Here is a 22329-nt window from a genome sequence, read left to right as displayed (position 1 = left end):
TAAGATTGCAAACGTTAAAAAGCAATGGGGGGTGTAGCTCAGTTGGTTAGAGCGCATGCCTGTCACGCATGAGGTCGTGAGTTCAAGTCTCATCACTCCCGCCATTACAGCAGAAACACCTTAAAATTCCTTAAGTTTCTTATTAATTTGAATTAATTTCTTTCAGAGACTTGACATGATATTGTAATTGCTGCTTAATCTATTTAACTTTATCGTTAATAATTGGGATTAAATATGTTCATTTCTGAGGTTTTTGCGGCAGATGCGACTAACAATGTATCAGCATCTGTTGCTAGCTTTATTCCACTCATTTTAATATTTGTAGTATTTTATTTTCTCATTATTCGCCCCAATCACAAAAAACTAAAAGAACATAGAAGGATGATAGATCAAATAAAACGTGGTGATACGGTTATTACTTCTAGTGGAATAATAGGTGAAGTAAACAAAGTTGACGAAGTAAATGCACAACTAATACTAGAAATAGCACCAAAAATTGAAATAAAAATCCTAAAGTCTGCTATATCTGAAATCTTAAATAAAGAAATTCAAAAGCCAGTAGCTAAATCTATTGAAAAAAGCAAAGTTGAAAAGAATGGCAAGAAAAATAAACTAGAAGAGGAAAGTAAAAAAGACAAAAATGCTTCATAATTTAAGAAGTGTGTGGAATATTAGGTATAGTAAGTAGTGGTGATTCAGTAATACCAACTTTACTAACCGCGTTGCAAAAATTGGAATACAGAGGGTATGACTCTTCAGGTATAGCAATTATAAATAATAGAGGTAAGATAGAAGTCAAAAAATCAGAAGGTAAAGTTGAAAGATTGTGTGAAGTTGTCCATGAGAGCAAGATATCTAGTAGCAAAATTGGTATAGCACATACTCGTTGGGCTACACATGGAGCTCCAGATCTTAAAAATGCTCATCCCATTTATATAAATAATGTTGTTGTTGCTCATAATGGCATAATTGAAAATTACAATATATTAAAAAAGGATCTGGAGGAAAAGGGAGTATCTTTCCACACCGATACTGATACAGAAGTGATACCAAACATATTAACTTCATATCTTAATGAAGGATTGTCACCAGTTGATTCTATATTACAGTGTCTAAACAATTTACAAGGTTCACTTGCTTTGGCTTTATTATTTGCAGAATATCCAGATGCTTTGTTCGTTGCGAAAAGAAATTTACCTTTGGCAATAGGATATAACTATAATAAAGTATTTGCTGCTTCTGATACTAATACTTTGAGTTCATTTGTAGAAAAAATATTGCATTTAGAAGATAATGATATTGCAGTAATAAAATCTAACGAATTCAGTATATATAATAATGGTATACAAGTTAAACGCAGAACAGAAAATAGCAGTCCAAGAAATTTTCTAATTAGTAAAAATGGTTACCCTAGCTTTATGCTAAAAGAAATTTTTGAGCAACCGTATGCATTAAACAAAACAATAAATCAATTTTATAAACAATGTAAAGAAATCAACAAAGAATTATTTTCTGAACTAGGTTACATTACTATAATTGGATGCGGTTCATCCTATTTTGCTGGACTAATAGCAAAGTATTGGCTGGAAAGTATTGCTCAAATTCGGGTATATCTAGAAATCTCGTCAGAATTTAGGTATAGCAGCGTCAAGCTCGAAGAAGGTAGTATTGGCTTATTCATTTCTCAATCTGGTGAAACTGCAGATACTATGGAAGCACTACGTTATGCGAGATTGCAGAAACAAATGATCATTAGCATAATTAATACATTTAATAGCAGCATAGAAAAAGCCTCAGATATTGTATTGCATACTCTTGCTGGACCTGAGATTGGTGTTGCTTCGACAAAAACCTTTTCTACGCAGCTTGCAATTTTAGCATGCTTTGCTGTAGAGCTTGGAAAAATAAAAGGTATACTGGGTAGAGAGAGGATAAAGGAACTAAGCGGTGCTATTAATTCTATTCCCGAACATGTTGAGCATGTTTTGAATGTGATGGAAATACAACATATATCAGGCAGTATATTAGAGCACAATAATATAATTATAATTGGGAGAGGAAGCTCATATGGAGTTGCAATGGAAGGTGCATTGAAGATAAAAGAGCTTTCATATATCAACACAATTGGTATTGCAGCGGGAGAAATGAAGCACGGTTCTATCGCTTTGATAGACTCTACTGTACTTGTTATCGCAATTATTCCTTACGATAATTTATTCTTTAAAACGCTATCCAATATACAAGAGATTATTGCAAGAAAAGGTAAAGTAATTGCCTTTAGTGATAAGCAAGGAGCATCGCTCTTAAAAGGAATTTGCATAGATGTGGTGCAACTTCCAGAAGTTGACAATTTTGTTTCTCCAATTATCTACAGTGTTGCTATGCAATTTCTTGCTTATTCTATTGCAGAAAAAAAAGGGTTAGATGTAGATTGTCCGAGAAATTTAGCTAAATCTGTCACAGTTGAGTAACTTATTTAAAGTGAGTTGCTAATTAACAGCTCTAATTGTCAGTTATAAATTACTGAATTTTACTAATAAATTCATTAGCCCTCTGCGAAAGAATATGTAACTAATGTAAGGATGAGAGAGGCTAAAATCCACGCCTCAGATTAACAAGATTTGCCATTATGGTTACCAGAGACAACTTAACCTAGCAAGCAAGAATTAACTAACAGAAAAATTGAAAACTAATATCAGTCTCTTATGTAATGCTACTAATATTTTTCTAAAAAGCAATATGTTTTCTATTCAGGAAAGTCTACATCGTCATAACAATATTTACTAGAATGAGGTCTTGTCTCACTGTAAAAACGCAACCAATGATCAACGTCTATCTGAAGATCTTCTAATGAATTGTAGATTGTTTTACAAAAAAAGAGGAGTAAATGAGAGTTCAGTAACTTGATTATAGAGTTGTACTGCCTTTCCATATTTGAAGCAAGTTGTTATTCTATCTCAAACCATAGCACAAAGTAAATATGGCAATTTATACTAAAATTTTCTGTTTATGAGTTATATTATGTAAAGATACTATTTGACATTGAGCTTTAAAGATATTATGTAATATCATTATTTTTAATAAGCGAGGTGTTATGGTTAAAGCAAGTGCTGGTGAAAACTCAAAAAAGCTTAAAGATGGTAAAAATCAGCCTATGTCGCCAAAAAAGTCCAAAAGCAGTCAACAAATGTCACCAAAACGGAGTCGGAATGCTGGTGAAAAGCTATTGAATGCATTAGAATCATTAGAAGGTGCAAAAGCAGAGTTAAAAAAAAGAAAGTTTGAAATAGAACTAAAAAAAGACGATGAAATATCAGACGAAAGAATAGAAAAAGTAGTGGAATTGGAAAAGAAAATAGAAAAAGAGGTAGAAGAAATAGCAATGCCAATATCAATGTCACTACTTAAGGAAGCAATAATAAAATTACAAGGAATAAAAATAATAAATTTTGTTAAAAAAGTAGAAAAACAAGCAAAAGCAATGCAAGAATTATGTGATAAACTAGAATTCAATGCTGAAATAGAAGAAAAAGATCTAAATAAGCTCAAGGGCATAAAGGAAGAATCAGAAAAGTATTACAAAGAGTTAATAAGCTGTACGTCTAATGCGAACCCGATAATGTTGTACACTGCTGTTATTGGTCTTGCTGTTGGGCTGGTAGCAAGTACTGTACTTGAACATACAACTAGACTAAGTCTGTTAGCAATAATTGTCATAGCCACAGCATCTGCATTCGTAGCTGGTGGTGCTACATACACAACACTAAGACCTAATACTAAAATAGATGAATCAAAAGAAGTCCAAATAAAAAGTTCTCATCACTCACTTTCCTAATCACACTTTAATTCAAACTTTATCAGTTTTATTCAAGTTGCTTCTAAAAGGAGAAGATCAATGGTGTTCTCCTTACTGATTTGGTTAAAATGCAGAAAACGCCCATGTCAAAATTTACATAGATGTTAAGTGCTGCCACTAATTCCCAGTTAGTACAATTTGTGTATCTTATTGACATATTTAATTTATTCTGTTACAATTTTTAGTAGTTAGATGGGGGCAAAACAATGAAGAGTTTTAAATGGCTACTTAATCAAGTCAGACTTTCATGGATTAGCTTAATATCAAAAGTAAAGAGCTTTTTTCAAACTAACGATACACATCATCAAACAACCGCTAGCAATGGAAATGAACATACAAAAAAAATAAGTATAGAGAATAAAATAGAAACGAAAGGTAATGAGATTGATTTAGAGGATGAGCAGGATGTGTTTGAGGATGCTCTAACAGGAGAAGAGCTAGATGAAGAAGAATTTTTTTATGCTGTTGAAAGTTTTGATGAACAGGAAGTTAATGCTAGTAGAGAAAAAAAGGAATATGAAAAAAATCAGTACTACAGTTTACAAGATAGTCTACAAGAAAAAAATGAATTTGATCATGCAACGCATACTCTTACACTTGCTTTCGAAATTGAAAAGCCATTTCCAGACTCTGACCTTAGTAAATTTAAGTTATGCGAACTTAAGCAAAATGGTGATAAATATACGTTTGTCTTAGAAAATGATCAGAAAAATCGAATAGAATTACACTCTGAATATCTCAATATTTATTTTCCTAAGTATTTTGAGAAACACAGTAAAAAAGGAGCTTACACCGAACTTTTTTCTCAAGAAGAAAATAGAATTAGCAATGATATTATAATACCGCTACAAGTTCCAAAAGAAGCAAGCATACTTACCAAAGAGTGCAATTGGCTAATAAGAAAGGTTGTAGGTGAAATACCAGATTATCCAGTGGGCAAATCGCTTGAATACTGCAGGAGTCGTGTAAATTTCTTTCTCAACTTAAACAATACTATGTCTTTTTCTCTAAAATCAGCAAAAGCACAATATGCAGCTATGCTATCAGGTACTCCAACAGAAACAAACTGGCCAATAAAGGATATTCTAGTCAGAGGTAGTTTTATTAATCAGCATATTGATAAGCAAACTAGAGTTGAAAAAGTGATTGAGCCTTATATTGATAAGCATTCTATAGTTGAAGAAGCTTTTGAAGTAGTTAACGTAGAATGTGCATCAGAGCTGAAGATTTCTCAACCTAGCATATAGCCTTATATTCTTTCATCAGCATGATATAATTTTGTGCAGATTGTGTAATATGTTTAATTTCCTCATCTGACATTTTTTTGAAGAATTGTGCTGGCCTGCCAGCCCATACTTCACCACTTTTTATCACTTTCCCATGCGTTACCAGTGAGCCAGCAGCTACCATAGCTTCAGACTCCACAATCGCATGATCCATTATAACAGAGCCCATACCAATAAATGCTTTATCGTGTATCGTGCATGCATGTAACACACAAAAATGTCCAACCGTCACCATACTACCAATAATCGTATCACCGCCTGGATTTCTATCTACATGAATTACGGTGCCATCTTGAATATTCGTTTCATCACCTATTTTGATTGATCCAACATCTCCTCTGATCACACAATTAAACCAGATACTCGCATTCCTTCCTATTTCAACGTTACCTATGATACGCACACCATCTGCGATAAAAGAACTTTCATCCATTTTTGGTTCATAATCTTTGTATTTTAAAATGTGATAGCTCATAATTTAAATAAGGTTTAATACATACTTGGATTCCAGTAGTCAAGTTACTCGGGTAAAGATATTCTTGACTTATGATCCTTATGCTCCTAAAATCTTTATTTTTAGCTCTATTCATAATGTCAGTAACAGTACTTAGTGTACTTCAAATAATATTAGTTGTTGTATTGGTAATTTTAGTGCTCCTGCAGCCACCTGGAAGTAGTTCATTAAGTGGCTTTAGTAATTCACAACAGGGAATGAATTCAATAATTCCGGTAAAGTCTTCTGAAAATCCACTCAGTAGAATAACTTCTATAGTTGCTGGGCTGTTCATTATAAATACACTGTTACTATCAGGATTATGTTCAAAAGATGTACATAAAAAATCAATTGCAGAGAAGATTATATCAGAAAAGAAGCAAGAAGGCCAATCAACTTCTGTTCCATTTGAAAATTAATGAAAGAAACCAAGTTTATCTTTGTTACAGGTGGAGTTGTTTCATCACTTGGTAAGGGTTTAGTTGCTTCAAGTGTGGGAGCACTTCTTCAAGCTTATGAATTCAATGTTCGCATCAGAAAGCTTGACCCATATCTCAACATTGATCCTGGAACAATGAGCCCAGCTCAGCACGGGGAAGTATTTGTTACTGAGGATGGTGCTGAAACTGATTTAGACCTTGGACATTACGAGCGTTTTACTAAAATTAAAGCAACCAAGGACGACAATATAACAACTGGTAAAGTATATAATAAATTATTAAAGAAGGAAAGGTGTGGTGATTATCTAGGCAAAACTGTGCAAATCATTCCTCATGTGACAGATTTAATCAAATCTTTCATTTTTAATGGTACAGAAGATTTAGATTTTGTAATATGCGAAATAGGCGGAACCGTAGGTGATATTGAAAGCCAACCGTTTTTGGAAGCTATACGCCAAGTTAATTATAAACTAGGAAAGCAAAAAGTTATCCTTATTCACTTAACTTTAATACCATACCTCACTGCAGCACAAGAATTAAAGACAAAACCGACACAGCATTCAGTTCGAGAGTTAAACTCTGCGGGGTTACAACCAGATATTATATTATGTCGCAGTGAAAAAGAAATTTCCGATAATCAAAAAGAAAAGATAGCCAATCTTTGCAATGTTTCTTTATCTAACGTAATACCTGCTCCTGATGTAAACCATATATACGAGTTACCGTCCTTGTATAATCAATGTGGGCTCGGGACACAAATTTTGGATCACTTTCACTTAAGTAAGCCAAAACCAAGCTTACCTGAATGGGACCAAATAGTACACTCTATGAAACATCCAACACAAGAAGTTATCGTTTCCATAGTAGGAAAATATACTGAATTTCCTGACGCATATAAATCACTGATTGAAGCATTAAACCATGGTGCAATTAGTAATAAAGCTAGAGTGAAGATAAATTGGGTCAACTCAAGAGAAGAGAATGGAAAATCTATAGATGCAAAGTTTATCAGAGAAAAATTACAAAGCTCTAATTCAGTCCTTGTTCCAGGAGGATTTGGTGATAATGGAATAGAAGGTAAAATATTAGCAATAAACTATGCCCGTGTAAATAACATTCCTTTTTTAGGAATATGTCTTGGTATGCAGCTTGCAGTGATTGAATTTGCTCGTAACGTTATTAAGCTTGAAGATGTACACTCTGAAGAATTTTATACTTGCAAACACCCAATCATCAAGCTCGCTGATGGTAAGAACGTTGATCTTGGTGGAACCATGAGACTTGGAACATACAAGTGTAATATAAGTCCAAATTCAAAAATGGCAAATGTGTATAGTAGTGTCACTATTTCAGAAAGACACAGACACAGATATATAGTTAATTTAGATTATAAAAGTAACTTAGAAGAGAATGGAATGATATGCAGTGGTATATCAGAAGATAAAACATGCATAGAGACAGTGGAGCTAAAAAATCACTCATGGTTTATTGGTGTGCAATTTCATCCAGAATTTCAATCAAGACCATTTTCTCCTCATCCTCTCTTTACATCATTTATTAAGGCAGCTATTGACAACAGAGTTTCATAGAACTTAATAAATTTTCTAATAGAGAGGTAAAAAATGTTACTAAGAAACAGTAAAGATAGCATTACATATGGATCTGCGACCTTCGAGGAATTGAATAGGCATGTAGAACAAATAATATATAAATTAGAGGAGGATCAAATTATAGAGGATATAATGGAAGAAGTAATTGTAGCTATAAACGAACTAAAATCGGTAGAAGAAATAAAAAAATATTTAAAGCAAGAAATAGATAGCCTTGTAAAAAGGACAACAGTCCTTAGTGAATTCTATAACCTAGAAAAGCCAAGAAAAGAAAATTATATTTACCCAAGCACCTAATGTTTAAGTACCAATACATGGAACTTGCCATAGAGCAAGCAAAACTTGCTCAGAAAGATGGCGAAGTGCCAATAGGTGCTGTAATAGTTAATGGAAACAATATCATCTCCTCTGCACACAATATATCTAATGATCCAACTGCACATGCAGAAATGTTAACAATTAGACAAGCATTTTCAACTTCCACGCTTTATGAAGCTGAAATGTACGTAACGTTAGAGCCGTGCCCGATGTGCGCTCAAGCTATCTCTTTTGCAAAAATTAAACGTCTGTACTTCGGGGCTTACAATCCCAAAGGTGGAGGAGTTGAAAACGGCACTAGAATATTTCAATTCTGTAACCACATACCTGAAGTTTATGGTGGAATATTAGAAACAAAATGTTCTCTTTTATTAAAAGATTTCTTTGAGAAATTGAGAACTTAGTTTAAGATGTGTGAGATTGTTTCAATATTTTTTGAGTAAAATCTGTATTATAACTCTTTCGTATATTTGACCAATCTGCTCATGCAACGTACATAAGGGATGTTATTACGATAACTCCGTTGCAGAAAAGTTTACTCAAAAGGGAGCTTCTTATTGATACTTCTCAACGTTCTGTTCAGCAAACTAGAACTTCCATATTTGAATACGTAGAAATTAGATTTCTTGCACTACTGGAATTTAAAGAGTTTCAGCGCGTAACGCTGGAATCTAGATTTTCTTGCTAAATCCCAGACTGGCTGGTTATGCAAAAAATCTATTTTTTATCATAAATAACTTAAATATTATATTATAAACTCTGCTAAATTTATTCTCACAACAAAAACTTCTTCTCTACTTTTTTTTGAGTAAGGTCACCAACTCTATTTTTCTACAAAAGTGTTCTCTGAACTAAAAAATCCAGAGAACATTCTCTCTTATATCAACTCATTATCAATGGGAAAAGAACTAACCTCATTATCATAAGAGTAAGGAGTTGTTCTTTGCACATTATCAAAGACAGCTTTTAATAGTACTTCCTTATCACTATCCCATGCAACTTTCTCCATAATTGCATTATAATCTTTACACTTTTGATCATTTCCACAGTCCCTGATTTTACCATTAAGCTTTAGATAAGGCTTTAATGAATTATATTGTATTTGAGTGTTATTGCCCTCTTTATCTATCATATTCCCTGCGTTATTAACAATTATCAATGGTGCAACTTGTTTCGCTTTCACAATACTTGCTCCACCGGGGTCTTTGATGAGATCAGGACATGATTCTCTAGAAAAAAAATTCTTGTTTAATTCTTTATTAGCATAATCATCGCCAGATTGGCAGAAACTCTTAACCTTCTCGTCCTGACAAGCTAACTCTTTTGGACTATCAATACATTTAAGACATTTCGTATTACCAAAGTTGGCTGCTGAACTAATAGTATCAGTAAAGGCAAATTTAAAATTTACTGCACTATAAATACCCTCTGATCCCTTTTCTATATATGGCAAAATTTTAGAATTACTATACATCTCAGGATAGAGTTCTTTTAATAAATCAGATGTATTAAAACCTTGACAACCTATCTTATTATTCGATTTATACAAAGTAGCCTTAGGCCCACAAATTCCTGGCAGGCTAAGATCTGGTGTTATTTCTCGAGATGTAATTTCTCCACTTTCATTCCCTCCTTCATTGGTAACATGTTTGCCTCTATCATTTTCATTCCCTCCTTCATTGGTAACATGTTTGCCTCTATCATTTTCATTCCCTACCTTAATACTAGGTTTATCTGTACCGATTCTTTTCTCATTTTTACATTCTTCAGCTGCTTTTTTATACCACTCAGTCTCTGCTTTTGCCATGTTAATTTTACACTTTAAAAGTTCTTCTTTTACTCCTTCAATCTTACTCTGCATCACTTCTTCTTTCTCCTGTTCAATTTTGTACCTCAAAACTTCCTCTTTTGCTGCCTCAGCTTCATTCTTAGTTTGTTCTACCTTCTCTCTTTCTTCTTGAACTTGTTTTTTTAATTTATCAACTTCTGCTTTTGCTTCATTCTCAGCTTCTTTTAACTTACCTTTAAATTCTGCCTATACCTTCTCTCTTTCTTCTTGAACTTGTTTTTTTAACTTATCATTTTCTTCTTTTACCTTATTAGCTTCACTCTCAGCTTCTTTTAACTTATCTTTAAATTCTGCCTCTACCTTCTCTCTTTCTTCTTGAACTTGTTTTTTTAACTTATCATTTTCTTCTTTTACCTTATTAGCTTCACTCTCAGCTTCTTTTAACTTATCTTTAAATTCTGCCTCTACCTTCTTTCTTTCTTCTTGAACTTGTTTTTTTAACTTATCAACTTCTTCTTCTAATTTTGTAATTTCTTTTTGTGATTCCACAGCATCCTCTTCTCCCGCAACCTGATCTCTTAGATTTTCGACTTGCTCACCCTCTTCACCATAAAAAAGTTTGTTGGCATATAAATTACTATTATTAACTTGATCGCTATAGATATTGTTTGACATTGTGACCTCCTATACAGTCAAAACTGGAATTAAATTAGAGTATAAAAGCTGAGAATTCAACATGGGTAAAAGAAACCACAGTTCAGGAAATCTCAGGTTAACTCAGAAATTATTATAAGCCAAAATGATTAAAAATTTTATAACTTATATTTTAGATCTAGCATGATAACCAACAATTATTCAATTTCCACCTTACTCACCAGCTTGACACAGTCCATCTTTATTCATTAGAGAGCCGTGATTCCTTCTCCAATGATTAATCACTTGTCAGTTTTGAGTGTAGTAGTTGATAGCCTGTACGTAAATACGTTGCTTTTGTTCTTTAGAAATTTTTAGTCTACTATCTTTATCCAGAAAAAAATTGTAAAATTTCTATAGTTATGGTATAATTGTAAATACCGCTTGCCAATAAGCTGAGTATAAAAATGCCGTTCGGACAAATCATTACATATAGTACAATATTACTTGCTGTAATTGCAGTATTTCTCTTTTTGAGAAAAATATACAAAAATCACATTAGAAAAATTATATTTCCTCTAAAAGTTCTCAAAGAAGAATGGGAAGAAAATAGAAGATTTAATGAATTATATCAAAAAAATAAGCAAAAAGAGTTGATGAAACAACAGGAAATGCTAAGCGAGAAGCAAAAAGATATTCAAGTTTACAAAGAAGATCTAGAAATAGTTGATATAACAAAGCCGCTAGGTAAATGGACAAAGATGGTTATGATGGGTAGTGGTTTAATGAAGCATTTTGCACAATTGATACACAGAGAAGGTGATAAAAAAGGATTTTGGGAGCTATTTATAAAAGCTCAGTCTTCAACTAAGGGTAAACATAAAGGAAAAGGCAGATGAAGTATCCGTTGTATAACCTGGTTTCTGGCATTAAACTTCTTAAGTGTTATAGCCAGTCAAGTATAAGGGTATCATCCCAATGCGTGACACTGGGATCCAGCTCTGCATGTAATCTAGTCAAAAATATTAATTTTAACATAAAGCAACTACTTTTATGCCAACCAGCTCAGCGTGCTTACTTAAAATTTCTGGATCCCAGATTCATGCGTCAATGTTAAACAAAATACCATAGAATTCAAGAAGACAATTCCTAGAGAATTACTAGACCCCAAAAAAAGGTAAGTCATGCTAATATTATTTGAAAAGGATAAGTTAAATTTTTTTAATCTATAAAATGGCAAAATATAATTGATTAAAGATAATGATTGAAAGGTTGGAAAAATAAATTAAAGAAAAGATTAATCGATATTATGCCGCATAAAGGTGAATTCATAAGCAATTCTTACGTTCTACTCTCCAGCGGCAGATTTACGAGTAACACGATGGCAAGGTATCAAGTAGGAAATTGGGTTGTTGGCAATTCCATTTGGTTTAACAACCATATGAGAATATTGGTATAGCCTGTTGTTGTATCTGTTGGAATGAAAACCAATACTTGACTAAAAAAGTTCTTAGAGCCTGTTCATAATCTTTTGAGCAGTTGTGTTAAAAGTCAATAGAAAAATTGATGTAGCTGTGAATAAATACTTAAAGTTGTGTGGACGTATTTATTCACAGCTACGCTAGTACTAGATAAAAGCAGAATTAGGACTATATTCCTTAGTGAACACTCTACCATCTCTTACTAAAGAGTTAGCAAGAATAAGTAATTTTCTCATGGCAGCAGTAGAAGCAACTTTATATGGTTTTTTGTATTGATCATATAGTCTATCAAAGAAGATTTTTATATAAGAATTGTACCTTTGTGCACTAAGGATACACATATACAAAACTGTTCTAATTTGTGATCTACCGCCTTGAATACACCTTTTTCCTTTACTAAAACCGCTGTCTCGATTAAATGGCGCAATTCCAGAAAGGCTAGATATTTCTTTATGTTTAAGAATTCCTAGTTCTGGCATGTAACAGATCATAGTAATAGCCAAGGTTTTACCGGCACCTGGTATACTAGTTATTGACATGTATTTTTTTTTAAGCTCTTGACTTTGATCAATTAATACCATCATTTCATCTTCCAAGATTTGAATTTGATTTTGCAAAATTACAAGCAATTCTTCTATTTGTTTGATTATGGATACATCGGTTATCTGGTGAGCTTGGGTTTTCTGTATCTTTGCCATTTCCACTAGTTGATTTCTGCGAGATAGTTTTTGCTTCAAACAATCAGTATTATTAACATTTAAAGGAGTAACACGCATGTCTGTATTATTAATATAACGTGAGATGATACTACAGTCTATTTTATCAGTTTTAGTACTAATACCAAGGCTTTTTGCGTAATCTCTAACCCATCTAGGTTGAATGACATATACTTCAAAACCATTGCTTAGTAAAGTGTAAGCGCATAGTTTTTCGTATCCACCAGTAGCTTCTAATCCAACTTTTGTTACATTATGCAAGTGTAGAAAGTCGAGCACTTGATCAATAGCTTGTACGTTATTTTCAAACGTTTTATAATAACCAAGTGGATGAATGTGGATGTCTAGTTTAGTTTTGCTAACATCAATGCCAGCAATAGTATTTGGTGAATTCATAATTCCTCCATAAAATAATATTGAATACTGCATTTTCCACCCTTATATACGAGCCTAAAAGCTCAATCAGTTGTTCGGAACTTTCAGTATATAAAACAGAGAAGAGAACCTTGCTCAAAAACGGTTCTTATAACCAAGAAGGGAAACGGTTCCTCTTCTCCATATGTCCTTATATTGCCATTCTATAACATTTATAAAGACTTGTTTTTAACATATAAGAAGGGAACTCTTAATCTTTCACGCAGATTTTATATCTAGGAATGGACGCAGAATTTTTCCCTTCTCCACCTAATGCTTAAGCTTAAAACATCAGATGCTTTTTTCAAGATACAAGGAATGGATGCTAAAACAGGAAAAGAATTAGAAGGAATAGAACATCTGAAACAATCAATAATTGATATACTGACCACTCCTATTAACAGTAGAATAATGAGGAGAGATTATGGGTCAAGACTATTTGAGTTGGTAGATAAGCCAATAAATAGAGATTTAACTTTAGAAATCTACGCAGCAGTAGCAGAAGCTCTACAAAGGTGGGAGGAAAGATTTAAGCTAGAAAAAGTAAAAATGACAGAGGTAAAAGAAGGAAAAGTAACGCTTGAACTAGAAGGATTATACTTACCAAGCGGGAAAAACATTCATTTTGATGAAATTGTAGTTTAAAGATGCAACAGCTAAATATTGTAGAAAAGCTGAGTTATGAAGAAATCTTTTCGAGAATGAAAGAAGAGTTAGTCCGTAGAGATGAAACCTTTACAGCATTAGTTGAAAGTGATCCAGCGATAAAGATTCTGGAGGTAGCAGCATGGAGAGAACTTTTGCTTAGAGAAAGAATAAATGAAGCAGTAAAGAGTAATTTACTTAAATTTGCGACAGGAGAAGATCTTGATAATTTGGCTGAGTTTTGTGGAGTAGAAAGGCAAAAAGAAGAAGAGGACGAACGATTTAGAAAAAGAATTAAAGCAAAGATAGTAGCGTGTGGGAGCAAAGAGTATTATAGACCCCAACTATGGATTAGGCAGCAAAGAAAGGCATAGAAATAGAGAACTTTTTCGACTGCATGGAATAGGAAATCAGAACAGAGAAAACATGAATTAGGAAATTTGTTGGCGATCTGTGTCTTGTGTGCTCAATCTCAAATTTGTTTTTCAAGGAGTCGAAAACAGTCTCAATTGTGTGATTCATAGAGGTTATTGCAACTAATTTGTCAGATCAAGTCTGAACTTGAAATACCTGTTAAGAGGTTTTATATTTTTGAAGTGACTTTAACTCTTGGTTATGTTTGTAATTTTGCATGACAAATGTTTCTTTTGATGAGATATAATTTTTTTGTATTTCATTTAGACAAGGAATTGTTTTTTCCAGTTCTTTATATTTTTCCCAAGGAGTCTTTCCCTGAAGAGAGCTATGAGGACGTTGTTTATTATAATATTCTTCCCAATCCCTAAGCTTGACTTGCAATTCATAATCCTTAATGTTAACGCTACTATAAAATTCATCTAAATCTGTACGCTGCGCTCTTTCTACTTTACCATTTAAATGTGGGGAAAACGGCTTAATTGGACGGAATTTTATTTTCCATTCTTTTAGACACTCTTGCACTTCGTAAGCAAAAAATTCTTGTCCTCTATCGGTCTGAATCCTTTGACAATGAAATGGAGCCCTTTCCCTTAATTGTTTTAGGAAATCCAGAGTATTTTTTGAAGTACGCCTTGAGTATAATGCGATAACTTTATAACGCGTACAATCATCTATAGCAGTATATTGATAAAGCCCCGAAGATATTTTGCAAACATCCATTTGTACACGCTCTCCTGGCACTTTGCAGTTATAACGCTTAATCTGCTTGCGATAGTGGCGCTTAATACGTAAAAGACTTACATCGTGTTTCTTCAAAACTTTGTGTATAGTAGCCAATGCAAAAGAGATATCATGTAAACGCTTTAATTCAGCTTGAATACGTCTTGCTCCTAATTTTCTAGCTTTTCTCAGATGAAGAATGAGCTGTTTATTTGACTTGTTGATTTTTTGTAAGGGTAAAGTTTTAGGCCTGCTACTAAGGTTTGACAATCCCTGTTCACCTAGCTTTTCATAACGTTTGTACCATTTTCGTAAGGTAAAGCGTGAAATGTTATAGTGTTGACATACTTTGCCTGCATGACCTAATTTTTTGTATAATTCTATCCAATTCAGACGCAACTTAACTTTGGTATCCATTTACTGATTGCCTCTTGTTGATGAATTTATTCATATTATTGTAATAAGGTATTTAAACTATCACAAGTCAAAGTTTTTATTTTATCTTACATTTTTGCTGTAATAACCTCTATGAATCACACAATTAAATCTTCGCACATTAACCATAGAGTTATTATTTTACAATTATTTGTTGCTGCTGATCTTCTATTTTTACTTCCTCCATACTATATCTTGGGTTAAGAGATTGTGCGAGAGGTTGCTCTTGAAGTTGTCTTGCAAACTTTTCCTCCTGCCCTTGAAGCCACTTTGCATAGATAAGATCTTCTTGCTCTTGAACTTCTCGTGCAAACAAAGAATCTTTTCGTACTCTTCAGAACAATTTTGATCTTCTTCTTCTAGATCACTTCGCAATTTTTCAAATTCTTTTCTTCCTTGATCAAGATTTCTTTCTAATTCTTTGATCCTATTGAGATACCCAGCTTCTTTCTCTTCCGATTGATTACTTAGTTCTTCTAAATCTACAGTTAGTTTCATCACTTCTTGAGTTTTTTCATCTAACTTTTCTTGTAATCGTCTTTTTTCTTTTTCTAAATCCGATGATTTAAGTATTAAATCATAAGTTTCAGAACTTTCTTTTTGCAACTGCGCTTCTAACTCTGCTATTTTTTTCTCTTTCTTTTCTAAACATGTCATCAATTCTGTTACTTTTTTAGATTCTAATTCATGTGATTGACTTTCTAATCTCTGGATTTGATTATATTTATCATCTAATTCTTTTTTAGTATCATTCAATTCTTGTTCTAACCTTCTATTTTTATTCACTAATTCATCCAGTTTAAGATATGATCGCTTTCTTTGATCAGTTAGTTTTTCTATTTTGACAACTAGAACTTTAGCATATTCTTCCAAGCGTTGCTTTTCTTGCACTAATTCAGCTTTTTCTTTACTTAACTTTTGTATCTCTCTTTGTGCTTTCCTTAACTTCGATTCTAACTCTTCCTTCTCTACTCTTCTCTTTTCAAATTCACTCTCTACCGAATCACTTAGCTGCTTGAGTTTTTGTGTTACTTCAGCCAAAACTTCATCTTTTTCCCTTACCTTTCCATTTAATTCCTCTACCTCTCTCATTTTTTGCTGTAATTGTTCTAATATAGTTTGATTATTTCCAGTTAATCTTGTATTTTCTTTTTCCAATTTATTAATTCTTTCGTTTAAGCTTTCATCTACAACTTGTGCAATTTTGTCTTGCATTTTAGTACTGCCTATTTGAGCTTCTTTGCTGCCAAGCTCAATTTCTTGAGTTGTTTGAATGTTAATATTTCTATTACTATTTTCTATCACAATCTCAGATGATTTATGATTGCCTTTCTCCTTATTTCTAAATTTTATTTGATACAAGAATAAGTTACCTATTTTTACATCTTTATTTGCTTTCAATTGATCATCAGTAACACGATTACGCTCGATAAGTTCTATACCATTAGCATCAATATTAATTATAATAGTGCACTTTTTTCCGTCCTCATCACACCAATTCAGAGTCATTTCGTATGCACCATCAGTTACAACATAGTGCCTTATTCCTTCTTCAGAAACAAAACCGTGCATTCCATTTTTTCCATTGCTATGCAGAGTTGAAAATCCTGAAATTCCATTATCTTGACAGAAATTACTATTCAAAAACTCACTGACTTTGAATTTGTTTTTATTAGCTCCCAATTTAACTTCTGCACAACTACCATATATTGACACTGTTTCAACACCATTTGCAATATACCCATTCAATACTTTTTTAGCCTCATCTTGAAGCTCTGGTCTAGCTTCTTTTATATTATTGAAATCTTGGATAACGGCTTTATATACTTCATCTTCATTAAAATTGGCATTGTATTTTATTAAAAAAGATAATATGTGAAAACTAGCTACAGCAGTGTGAATTGATTTATTCTTTTCTTTTATCTTACCGAGCAAAAACAAAAACCTTTGAATGAAGTCATGATAATCATCTTTTTGCTCTTCAATTTTATTATTATATGAATTACCAATCATTATTACCTCACAACTAAATAATTAGTATAGTAATACGAATGCTAAGTTACATCAATCAATAAACTTACAGTAAATTTTCCATTCTCAGTTATAAGCTCTGCTTCTGTACTCTCAACCCATTCTATCACTTCAGCATTGCAAACTGACTGCAAATCATGCTGAGCAGAATAATTTAACTCATCCTCTTTTACACTCGCTTTTATCATCAACTTTTGTATAAGATGCTTAACTGATACGTTATTATCTGCTTTTATTTTTCTCACAAGGTTTAATATCTGCACGAAATTATCTCCCATTTCCTCAGAATACTTATCATAGGTAAGTTCTTCCTTGTTAGGCCAATTACTTTTATTGTGAACGGAGTTATAACTATACAACTGATGATATATTTCCTCTGTAATGTATGGCAAAAATGGTGCAAATAACCGCAAAATAATATTGAGTACATATGCCAAACTCTGTTTCGCACTCATGTTTGCCTCGCTGTCCAATGCATCTCCATATGCACGTTTTTTAACTAACTCTAAGTAATTATCACAAAAATCTTTCCAAAAAAATTCTTCTATTGCGCTCAAAGCTTCGCAGTATTCAAACTGTAATAGGTTGTTCGTCGTTTTTTCTATCACTTTATATAATTTGGACAATATCCACTTATCCATCGTCTCACTGATGGAATTTATGCTCAATCCTTGATGTTTTTCCATAAACATGGAAACAAATTTGCTAGCATTCCAAAGTTTCGTAACAAGTCGTTTGCCAATTTTGAAGATATTTTCAGAGTAGACTGTGTCAACTCCAAGTCTTGAGTTTGCTGCCCAATAGCGTACTACGTCAGCTCCATAGGTTTCAAGCATTACATGAGGAGTGATGATATTACCTTTTGATTTACTCATCTTTTTTTTATCATCAGCCAAACACCAACCACTAATCATGATATTTTTCCACGGCAGTGAATCTGCATGATAATGTGCCTTCAAAATCGTATAAAAAGCCCAAGTTCTTATTATCTCATGGCTTTGGCTGCGCAGATCTGCAGGAAATATCTTATCATACCGATGGCTTGGTAAACCGAGCTCACTGTTTACTGCCAGTGCACTTAATTGAGGAGTGATCGCACTTGTTGCCCAAGTATCCATCACATCTTGATCTGGAGTAACTTCTTCTTTAATATACCCTTTCGGCAAATCTTTGAGTGGATCTACAGGTAAATCCTTTACTTCAGCTAGAATGATTTTGCCTTCTTCTCCCTTACGTTTTGAATACCAAACTGGAAATGGTACACCAAAATAACGCTGTCTTGAGATGCACCAATCCCAACTTAGCCCTTCTATCCACACCTCCATACGTTTACGCATAGATTCTGGATGCCAATTACATTTACTCACTTTATCTAATACTTGAGTTTTTTGCTCTAAAGTCTTGACAAACCATTGATAAGTAGGTAATATTTCAAGCGGCGCACCAGATCTTTCAGCACATTTAACAGAATGAGAAATGCTAGTGCTTTCTATTAAAAGTCCTTTTCCACTGAGGATTTCAATGATCCTCTTTCTTGCTTCTTTAACTTTTAGTCCATGGATCCCAGTGTCAGCTACTCGGATGACACCGGCATGTATCTCCTCTGTCACCTGAGTAGCTTGATAATGGGCATCTTTCTCCCCTGTCATCCCAGTGCGTGACACTGGGATCCATTTTTGATCACACACTGCATGCAGATTCATCCTTCCATCCTGATCAATTATAATTGTCACCGGCAGATTATGCTTTTGCTGCCAATATATGTCGAGCTCATCACCGAATGTACAGCACATAACAAGCCCAGTGCCTTTATCTATTTTGACCTTATCATCAGCTATTATTGGAACTTTTGCCTCTGTAATTGGCACTACGGCTATTTTTCCAATCAGATGGGCATATCGTGCATCTTCTGGATGACAAAAAACTGCAACACATGCAGGAAGTAACTCAGGTCGCGTAGTTGCAATATGAATCTGCTCATTTTTTTCAGTGGAAAAAACTATCGTGTTCAAAGATGACTCAAAGACTTTATCCTCTATTTCCGCTTGCGCAATTGCGGTTTTATCAACTGGGTCCCAAAGAATAGGTTGCATTTTCCTATATATATACCCTTTGTTATATAGATCAACAAACGACGTTTGAGAAAGTGCAACAGCTTCCTTGCTGATCGTGTGATATTCCAAACTCCAATCATAACTAATGCCGACCGATTTAAATAACTCCTTGAATTCTTGCTTTGACTTCTCAATAACTTCATGGCACATCTCTATAAATTTTTCTCTGCCAACTTCTTTTGCACTAACTTTATAGGTTTGCTCAACTAACCTTTCAGTCGGAAGGCCATTATCATCAAAACCAATTGGATAAAACACATCTTTCCCCAGCATACGTTGAAACCTTGCAATAAAGTCCGTATGGCAATAGCTAAATATATGGCCAATGTGCAACTTTCCCGATATCGTTGGTGGAGGCGTATCTATAGTGAAAGTATTATCCTTTTCACCATTCCATTTATAAACCTTGCTACCTTCCCATAATACGGTGTATTTGTCTTCAATTTCTCTAAAACTATATTTTTCTTCTAACATAAATATTTCTCAGTTTTAAGCTTTAAGTTAGCACAATTGAGCGAATACAGCAATTTTAATGTCTACCGTTTTAATTTATGATACAAATTCTTCTTGATCTTATAATTTTTAATGTATTACATAATAAATTTTTAGTATTGAGGTTTATTATGCTTAACTTTCACAACTTAAAAGAGATTAGAGATATTTTAACTCACCCATACTATGTGCCCACTGCCATTAAGTTAAGGGAAAGAGAAGTTAAGATTGGACAAAAAATTTGAAGTGATTGATAATTATGGTAAATACTAGGGTGAATTTTTAAGAAAAGGGAGTCTGAAAAGTGCAAGTTATTTAAAAAAGTAATAATTGCAGGTTATTTTGCAAAGAATGTACTAATGCAATGATACTGAAAAGATATCTTGAATTTAAAACACATGTTTTCTAGCTCTTTTCTGGTAGTTGAGTGAACGAATATCAGATATCTTATGACGATCAACTCTTCTCCCTTTTCTCACCACTAAAGTGTTCATCAAAAATAACTGTGATAGTCGATCCATAATGCAGTCTATGTCTGACTCTGTAGAAAAAATATCAAAGGCTAAGTTTTTAATCGCATTAAATGAGACAGATTTATTGATGCTTTTTTTTAGTTTACTATTCTGTGCGCTCAATGTCTCTTCATCATCTTCTATCATGATACTTTCTAGATTACTGATGAAGATAGTTGACCAAAAATCCTGCTTGATAGTTTCAATACTTTTTCCTGTGAAATTCTCTAAATTTAATCTTCCCTTCAGCCTAGAAAAAAATGTTTCTACTCCCCAGCGCAAGTAATATAATCTCTCAAACTCTTCAACTGTAAAACGTTTCTCATCTAACAGAGATGTTACTAACACTTCAACTTCGCCAGAAGAAAGTATTATTTTGACTAACCTGAATTTCATCTCATCAGGTAATCCTAGCTTTCGTAGCTGTCTTGCTACTTTAATAGGTGCGGTAGACACTACCACCGTACTAGATGGGCTTTCCGGCTTAAACATAGCGTTTATTTCATTGAAAGACGAACTTGAACAGCGAATTATATAATTGATTTTCCTTCCTGTAAGCTCAGCAAGAAATCGATAAGATACGTATCCTCTATCACAGATTAACAAATCGTCTGATTTTATGGATTCAAGCATACCGATTGCTAAATCAACCTCATAGCTGTCACCTCTACTTAGCACAGATTTTATTGCAATATTATTTAGCACATCGTAGCAAACTTCAAAGGTTGCACTTGTATAGTCTTCAAATCTCTGGATTCCATTCCATACTGCTCTTGAGCCAAACTCACCTATTATTTTGTCGCTCTTTGGCAGAATCAGTATTGAAGCATCAAATGCAAGTACTCTGAAGCCATGGTGGGTTTTAAATTCCTGATCTTGGTAGTATAGGGAAACTATATCATCATTTAACTCTGAAAACGCAGTATGCTTTAGCTTCTTTCTTGCTTGAGTAAATGCACTTGCCGTAATTGTATAATCTTTTCTTGTATGCAGAACAAACTCATTAAGCATCACTTGTAATGACTTTACACTCTTTCTAAAAATCAGGAGAAATACATTAACGAAGGGCAGCTTTCTTTTTCGTGAGAAGTCTTTTGAGGATGCTCTGTGTGCGTTTATAAAGTTTAAACTCATCAATTTATTTTTTATAAACATGATTATTCTTTTTTTTACTCATGTCATTACTTCTTTTAATTTGTGGATCTTACCTGATTTTATAATACAGTTCATCACTTTTCCTTAACTTAATGGCAGTGACTATGTGCCCCACCCAGCAAAAATAGATCTAGCAGAATTGCTTGAAGACGTGCTGGAGTTAAAAGGTAAAAAAAGCCCAGAAGAAGCAGTAGCTACATTAAAAGATAAAATAAGAAATGAACTAAAAAATGAAATGAAAAGTGAAATGAAGCAAAAAATAAATAAACTTGAGCAGCTAGAGAAGGAAAATAAAGACTTACAAACTAAAAAGGATAGAGCTGAACGGTTAAATAGATCCTTAGAATATGCAAGGAAGACAGCTAAGGACGAAAATATAGAATTAAAAGATGAAAAAAATAAACTAGATATTCAAATCCAGTATTTACAGCAAGAAAAGAAAATATTAGAAGTCGAAAATGAAGCAAATAAACAACTAAAAGAAAAAGCAACATACATCGCTACTGCTAGTACTGGTCTTGCTGTTGGGTTAGTAGTGTATATTACACTTGAACATACAACTAAATTGGACATGTGGTTAATCGTTGTTATAGCAACAGTATCTGCATTCTTAGCTGGTGGTTTAATAATGAAACCTAGCTCTCAAGTAAATGGAACACAAGAACCACAAGGAGTAGCAAATAAGAATTCAGTGTAGCTTGATATAGTTTTTTTCATTTCACTGCCTTTCCAAATTTGAAGCAGGTTATTTGAGCCATAGTACAAAGTAAAT

Annotated in this window: 19 protein-coding genes, 1 tRNA gene and 4 pseudogenes; 14 read left to right on the top strand and 10 right to left on the bottom strand. The window is 33.3% G+C overall.

Features of this window, described 5'->3' with window-relative positions:
• Window positions 1-27 precede the first annotated feature (27 nt).
• The 3 genes from OPS21_RS03610 to glmS all read left to right on the top strand — a co-directional run bounded on the left by OPS21_RS03610 (window position 28) and on the right by glmS (window position 2471).
• Window positions 28-104 (top strand) — tRNA-Asp (locus OPS21_RS03610).
• Between the two features lie 130 nt (window positions 105-234).
• Complete coding sequence (gene yajC, locus OPS21_RS03605) at window positions 235-651, top strand: preprotein translocase subunit YajC (protein WP_264336764.1); 417 nt, start codon at window positions 235-237, stop codon at window positions 649-651.
• A gap of 8 nt (window positions 652-659) precedes the next feature.
• Entirely contained in the window at window positions 660-2471 is a 1812-nt protein-coding gene (glmS, locus tag OPS21_RS03600) for a glutamine--fructose-6-phosphate transaminase (isomerizing) (protein WP_264336763.1), read from the top strand.
• A gap of 256 nt (window positions 2472-2727) precedes the next feature.
• Here the strand turns inward: glmS and OPS21_RS03595 are convergent.
• Window positions 2728-2881: pseudogene (locus OPS21_RS03595) on the bottom strand (IS481 family transposase); the annotation flags it as partial.
• Window positions 2882-3094: 213 nt separating this feature from the next.
• Between OPS21_RS03595 and OPS21_RS03590 the strand changes: the two are divergent.
• Both OPS21_RS03590 and OPS21_RS03585 read left to right on the top strand, forming a co-directional pair.
• Complete coding sequence (locus OPS21_RS03590) at window positions 3095-3835, top strand: hypothetical protein (protein ID WP_264336762.1); 741 nt, start codon at window positions 3095-3097, stop codon at window positions 3833-3835.
• 227 nt (window positions 3836-4062) lie between these two features.
• Complete coding sequence (locus OPS21_RS03585) at window positions 4063-5103, top strand: hypothetical protein (protein WP_264336761.1); 1041 nt, start codon at window positions 4063-4065, stop codon at window positions 5101-5103.
• Here the strand turns inward: OPS21_RS03585 and OPS21_RS03580 are convergent.
• Window positions 5093-5617, bottom strand: a complete 525-nt coding sequence (locus tag OPS21_RS03580; RefSeq protein WP_015588396.1) for a gamma carbonic anhydrase family protein — start codon at window positions 5615-5617, stop codon at window positions 5093-5095. The genes OPS21_RS03585 and OPS21_RS03580 overlap by 11 nt on opposite strands.
• Window positions 5618-5733: 116 nt before the next feature.
• Between OPS21_RS03580 and secG the strand changes: the two genes are divergently transcribed.
• The 5 genes and pseudogenes from secG to OPS21_RS08145 all read left to right on the top strand — a co-directional run.
• Complete coding sequence (gene secG / locus OPS21_RS03575) at window positions 5734-6054, top strand: preprotein translocase subunit SecG (protein ID WP_007302593.1); 321 nt, start codon at window positions 5734-5736, stop codon at window positions 6052-6054.
• Window positions 6054-7664 (top strand): CTP synthase, encoded by a 1611-nt coding sequence (locus OPS21_RS03570; protein WP_264336760.1) that lies wholly within the window; start codon window positions 6054-6056, stop codon window positions 7662-7664. Before secG ends, OPS21_RS03570 begins: the two co-directional genes overlap by 1 nt.
• 33 nt (window positions 7665-7697) lie before the next feature.
• Window positions 7698-7982, top strand: coding sequence for a hypothetical protein (locus tag OPS21_RS03565; protein WP_264336759.1), 285 nt, complete (start codon window positions 7698-7700; stop codon window positions 7980-7982).
• Between the two features lie 17 nt (window positions 7983-7999).
• Window positions 8000-8407, top strand: a complete 408-nt coding sequence (locus tag OPS21_RS03560; RefSeq protein ID WP_010404879.1) for a nucleoside deaminase — start codon at window positions 8000-8002, stop codon at window positions 8405-8407.
• Window positions 8408-8480: 73 nt separating this feature from the next.
• A pseudogene (locus OPS21_RS08145) lies at window positions 8481-8622 on the top strand (IS3 family transposase); the annotation flags it as partial.
• Between the two features lie 258 nt (window positions 8623-8880).
• On the opposite strand, the gene OPS21_RS03555 reads toward OPS21_RS08145, so the two are convergent.
• Both OPS21_RS03555 and OPS21_RS03550 read right to left on the bottom strand, forming a co-directional pair.
• Complete coding sequence (locus OPS21_RS03555) at window positions 8881-9900, bottom strand: hypothetical protein (protein WP_264336758.1); 1020 nt, start codon at window positions 9898-9900, stop codon at window positions 8881-8883.
• Window positions 9901-10038: 138 nt separating this feature from the next.
• Window positions 10039-10467, bottom strand: coding sequence for a hypothetical protein (locus OPS21_RS03550; protein ID WP_264336757.1), 429 nt, complete (start codon window positions 10465-10467; stop codon window positions 10039-10041).
• Window positions 10468-10892: 425 nt separating this feature from the next.
• Between OPS21_RS03550 and OPS21_RS03545 the strand changes: the two genes are divergently transcribed.
• Window positions 10893-11324: a hypothetical protein gene (locus OPS21_RS03545; protein WP_143689087.1), complete on the top strand. Its 432-nt coding sequence runs from the start codon at window positions 10893-10895 to the stop codon at window positions 11322-11324.
• A gap of 728 nt (window positions 11325-12052) precedes the next feature.
• On the opposite strand, the gene OPS21_RS03540 is transcribed toward OPS21_RS03545, so the two are convergent.
• On the bottom strand, window positions 12053-13018 hold the full coding sequence (locus OPS21_RS03540; RefSeq protein ID WP_264336314.1) for an IS110 family RNA-guided transposase: 966 nt from the start codon (window positions 13016-13018) through the stop codon (window positions 12053-12055).
• Window positions 13019-13345: 327 nt separating this feature from the next.
• Between OPS21_RS03540 and OPS21_RS03535 the strand changes: the two genes are divergently transcribed.
• Together OPS21_RS03535 and OPS21_RS03530 are read left to right on the top strand one after the other, a co-directional pair.
• Window positions 13346-13681 (top strand): GPW/gp25 family protein, encoded by a 336-nt coding sequence (locus OPS21_RS03535; RefSeq protein ID WP_264336801.1) that lies wholly within the window; start codon window positions 13346-13348, stop codon window positions 13679-13681.
• Window positions 13682-13683: 2 nt separating this feature from the next.
• Window positions 13684-14019: pseudogene (locus OPS21_RS03530) on the top strand (baseplate assembly protein); the annotation flags it as partial.
• A gap of 13 nt (window positions 14020-14032) precedes the next feature.
• Here OPS21_RS03530 and OPS21_RS03525 read toward each other — a convergent pair.
• From OPS21_RS03525 to OPS21_RS03505, 5 genes and pseudogenes are all read right to left on the bottom strand, one after another.
• Window positions 14033-14191 (bottom strand): annotated as a pseudogene (locus OPS21_RS03525) (IS982 family transposase); the annotation flags it as partial.
• Window positions 14192-14254: 63 nt separating this feature from the next.
• A complete protein-coding gene (locus tag OPS21_RS03520; RefSeq protein ID WP_265027728.1) occupies window positions 14255-15235 on the bottom strand; it encodes an IS481 family transposase in 981 nt (326 codons plus the stop codon).
• Window positions 15236-15427: 192 nt separating this feature from the next.
• Window positions 15428-17266 carry a coiled-coil domain-containing protein gene (locus tag OPS21_RS03515; protein WP_265027727.1) on the bottom strand — a complete coding sequence of 613 codons (1839 nt, stop codon included), beginning with the start codon at window positions 17264-17266 and terminating at the stop codon, window positions 15428-15430.
• Window positions 17267-17307: 41 nt separating this feature from the next.
• A complete protein-coding gene (locus tag OPS21_RS03510; RefSeq protein ID WP_264336734.1) occupies window positions 17308-19872 on the bottom strand; it encodes a valine--tRNA ligase in 2565 nt (854 codons plus the stop codon).
• 407 nt (window positions 19873-20279) lie between these two features.
• Window positions 20280-21557, bottom strand: a complete 1278-nt coding sequence (locus OPS21_RS03505) for an IS4-like element ISWpi18 family transposase (protein WP_264336305.1) — start codon at window positions 21555-21557, stop codon at window positions 20280-20282.
• Window positions 21558-21663: 106 nt separating this feature from the next.
• On the opposite strand from OPS21_RS03505, the gene OPS21_RS03500 reads away from it, so the two are divergent.
• Complete coding sequence (locus tag OPS21_RS03500) at window positions 21664-22254, top strand: hypothetical protein (RefSeq protein ID WP_265027726.1); 591 nt, start codon at window positions 21664-21666, stop codon at window positions 22252-22254.
• Window positions 22255-22329 lie beyond the last annotated feature (75 nt).

It is taken from the genome of Wolbachia endosymbiont (group B) of Chorthippus parallelus, from assembly GCF_947251815.1.
GTDB lineage: Bacteria > Pseudomonadota > Alphaproteobacteria > Rickettsiales > Anaplasmataceae > Wolbachia.
Note: the sequence above shows the minus strand (reverse complement) of the source record. Positions and strands in the feature narration are given on the sequence as shown.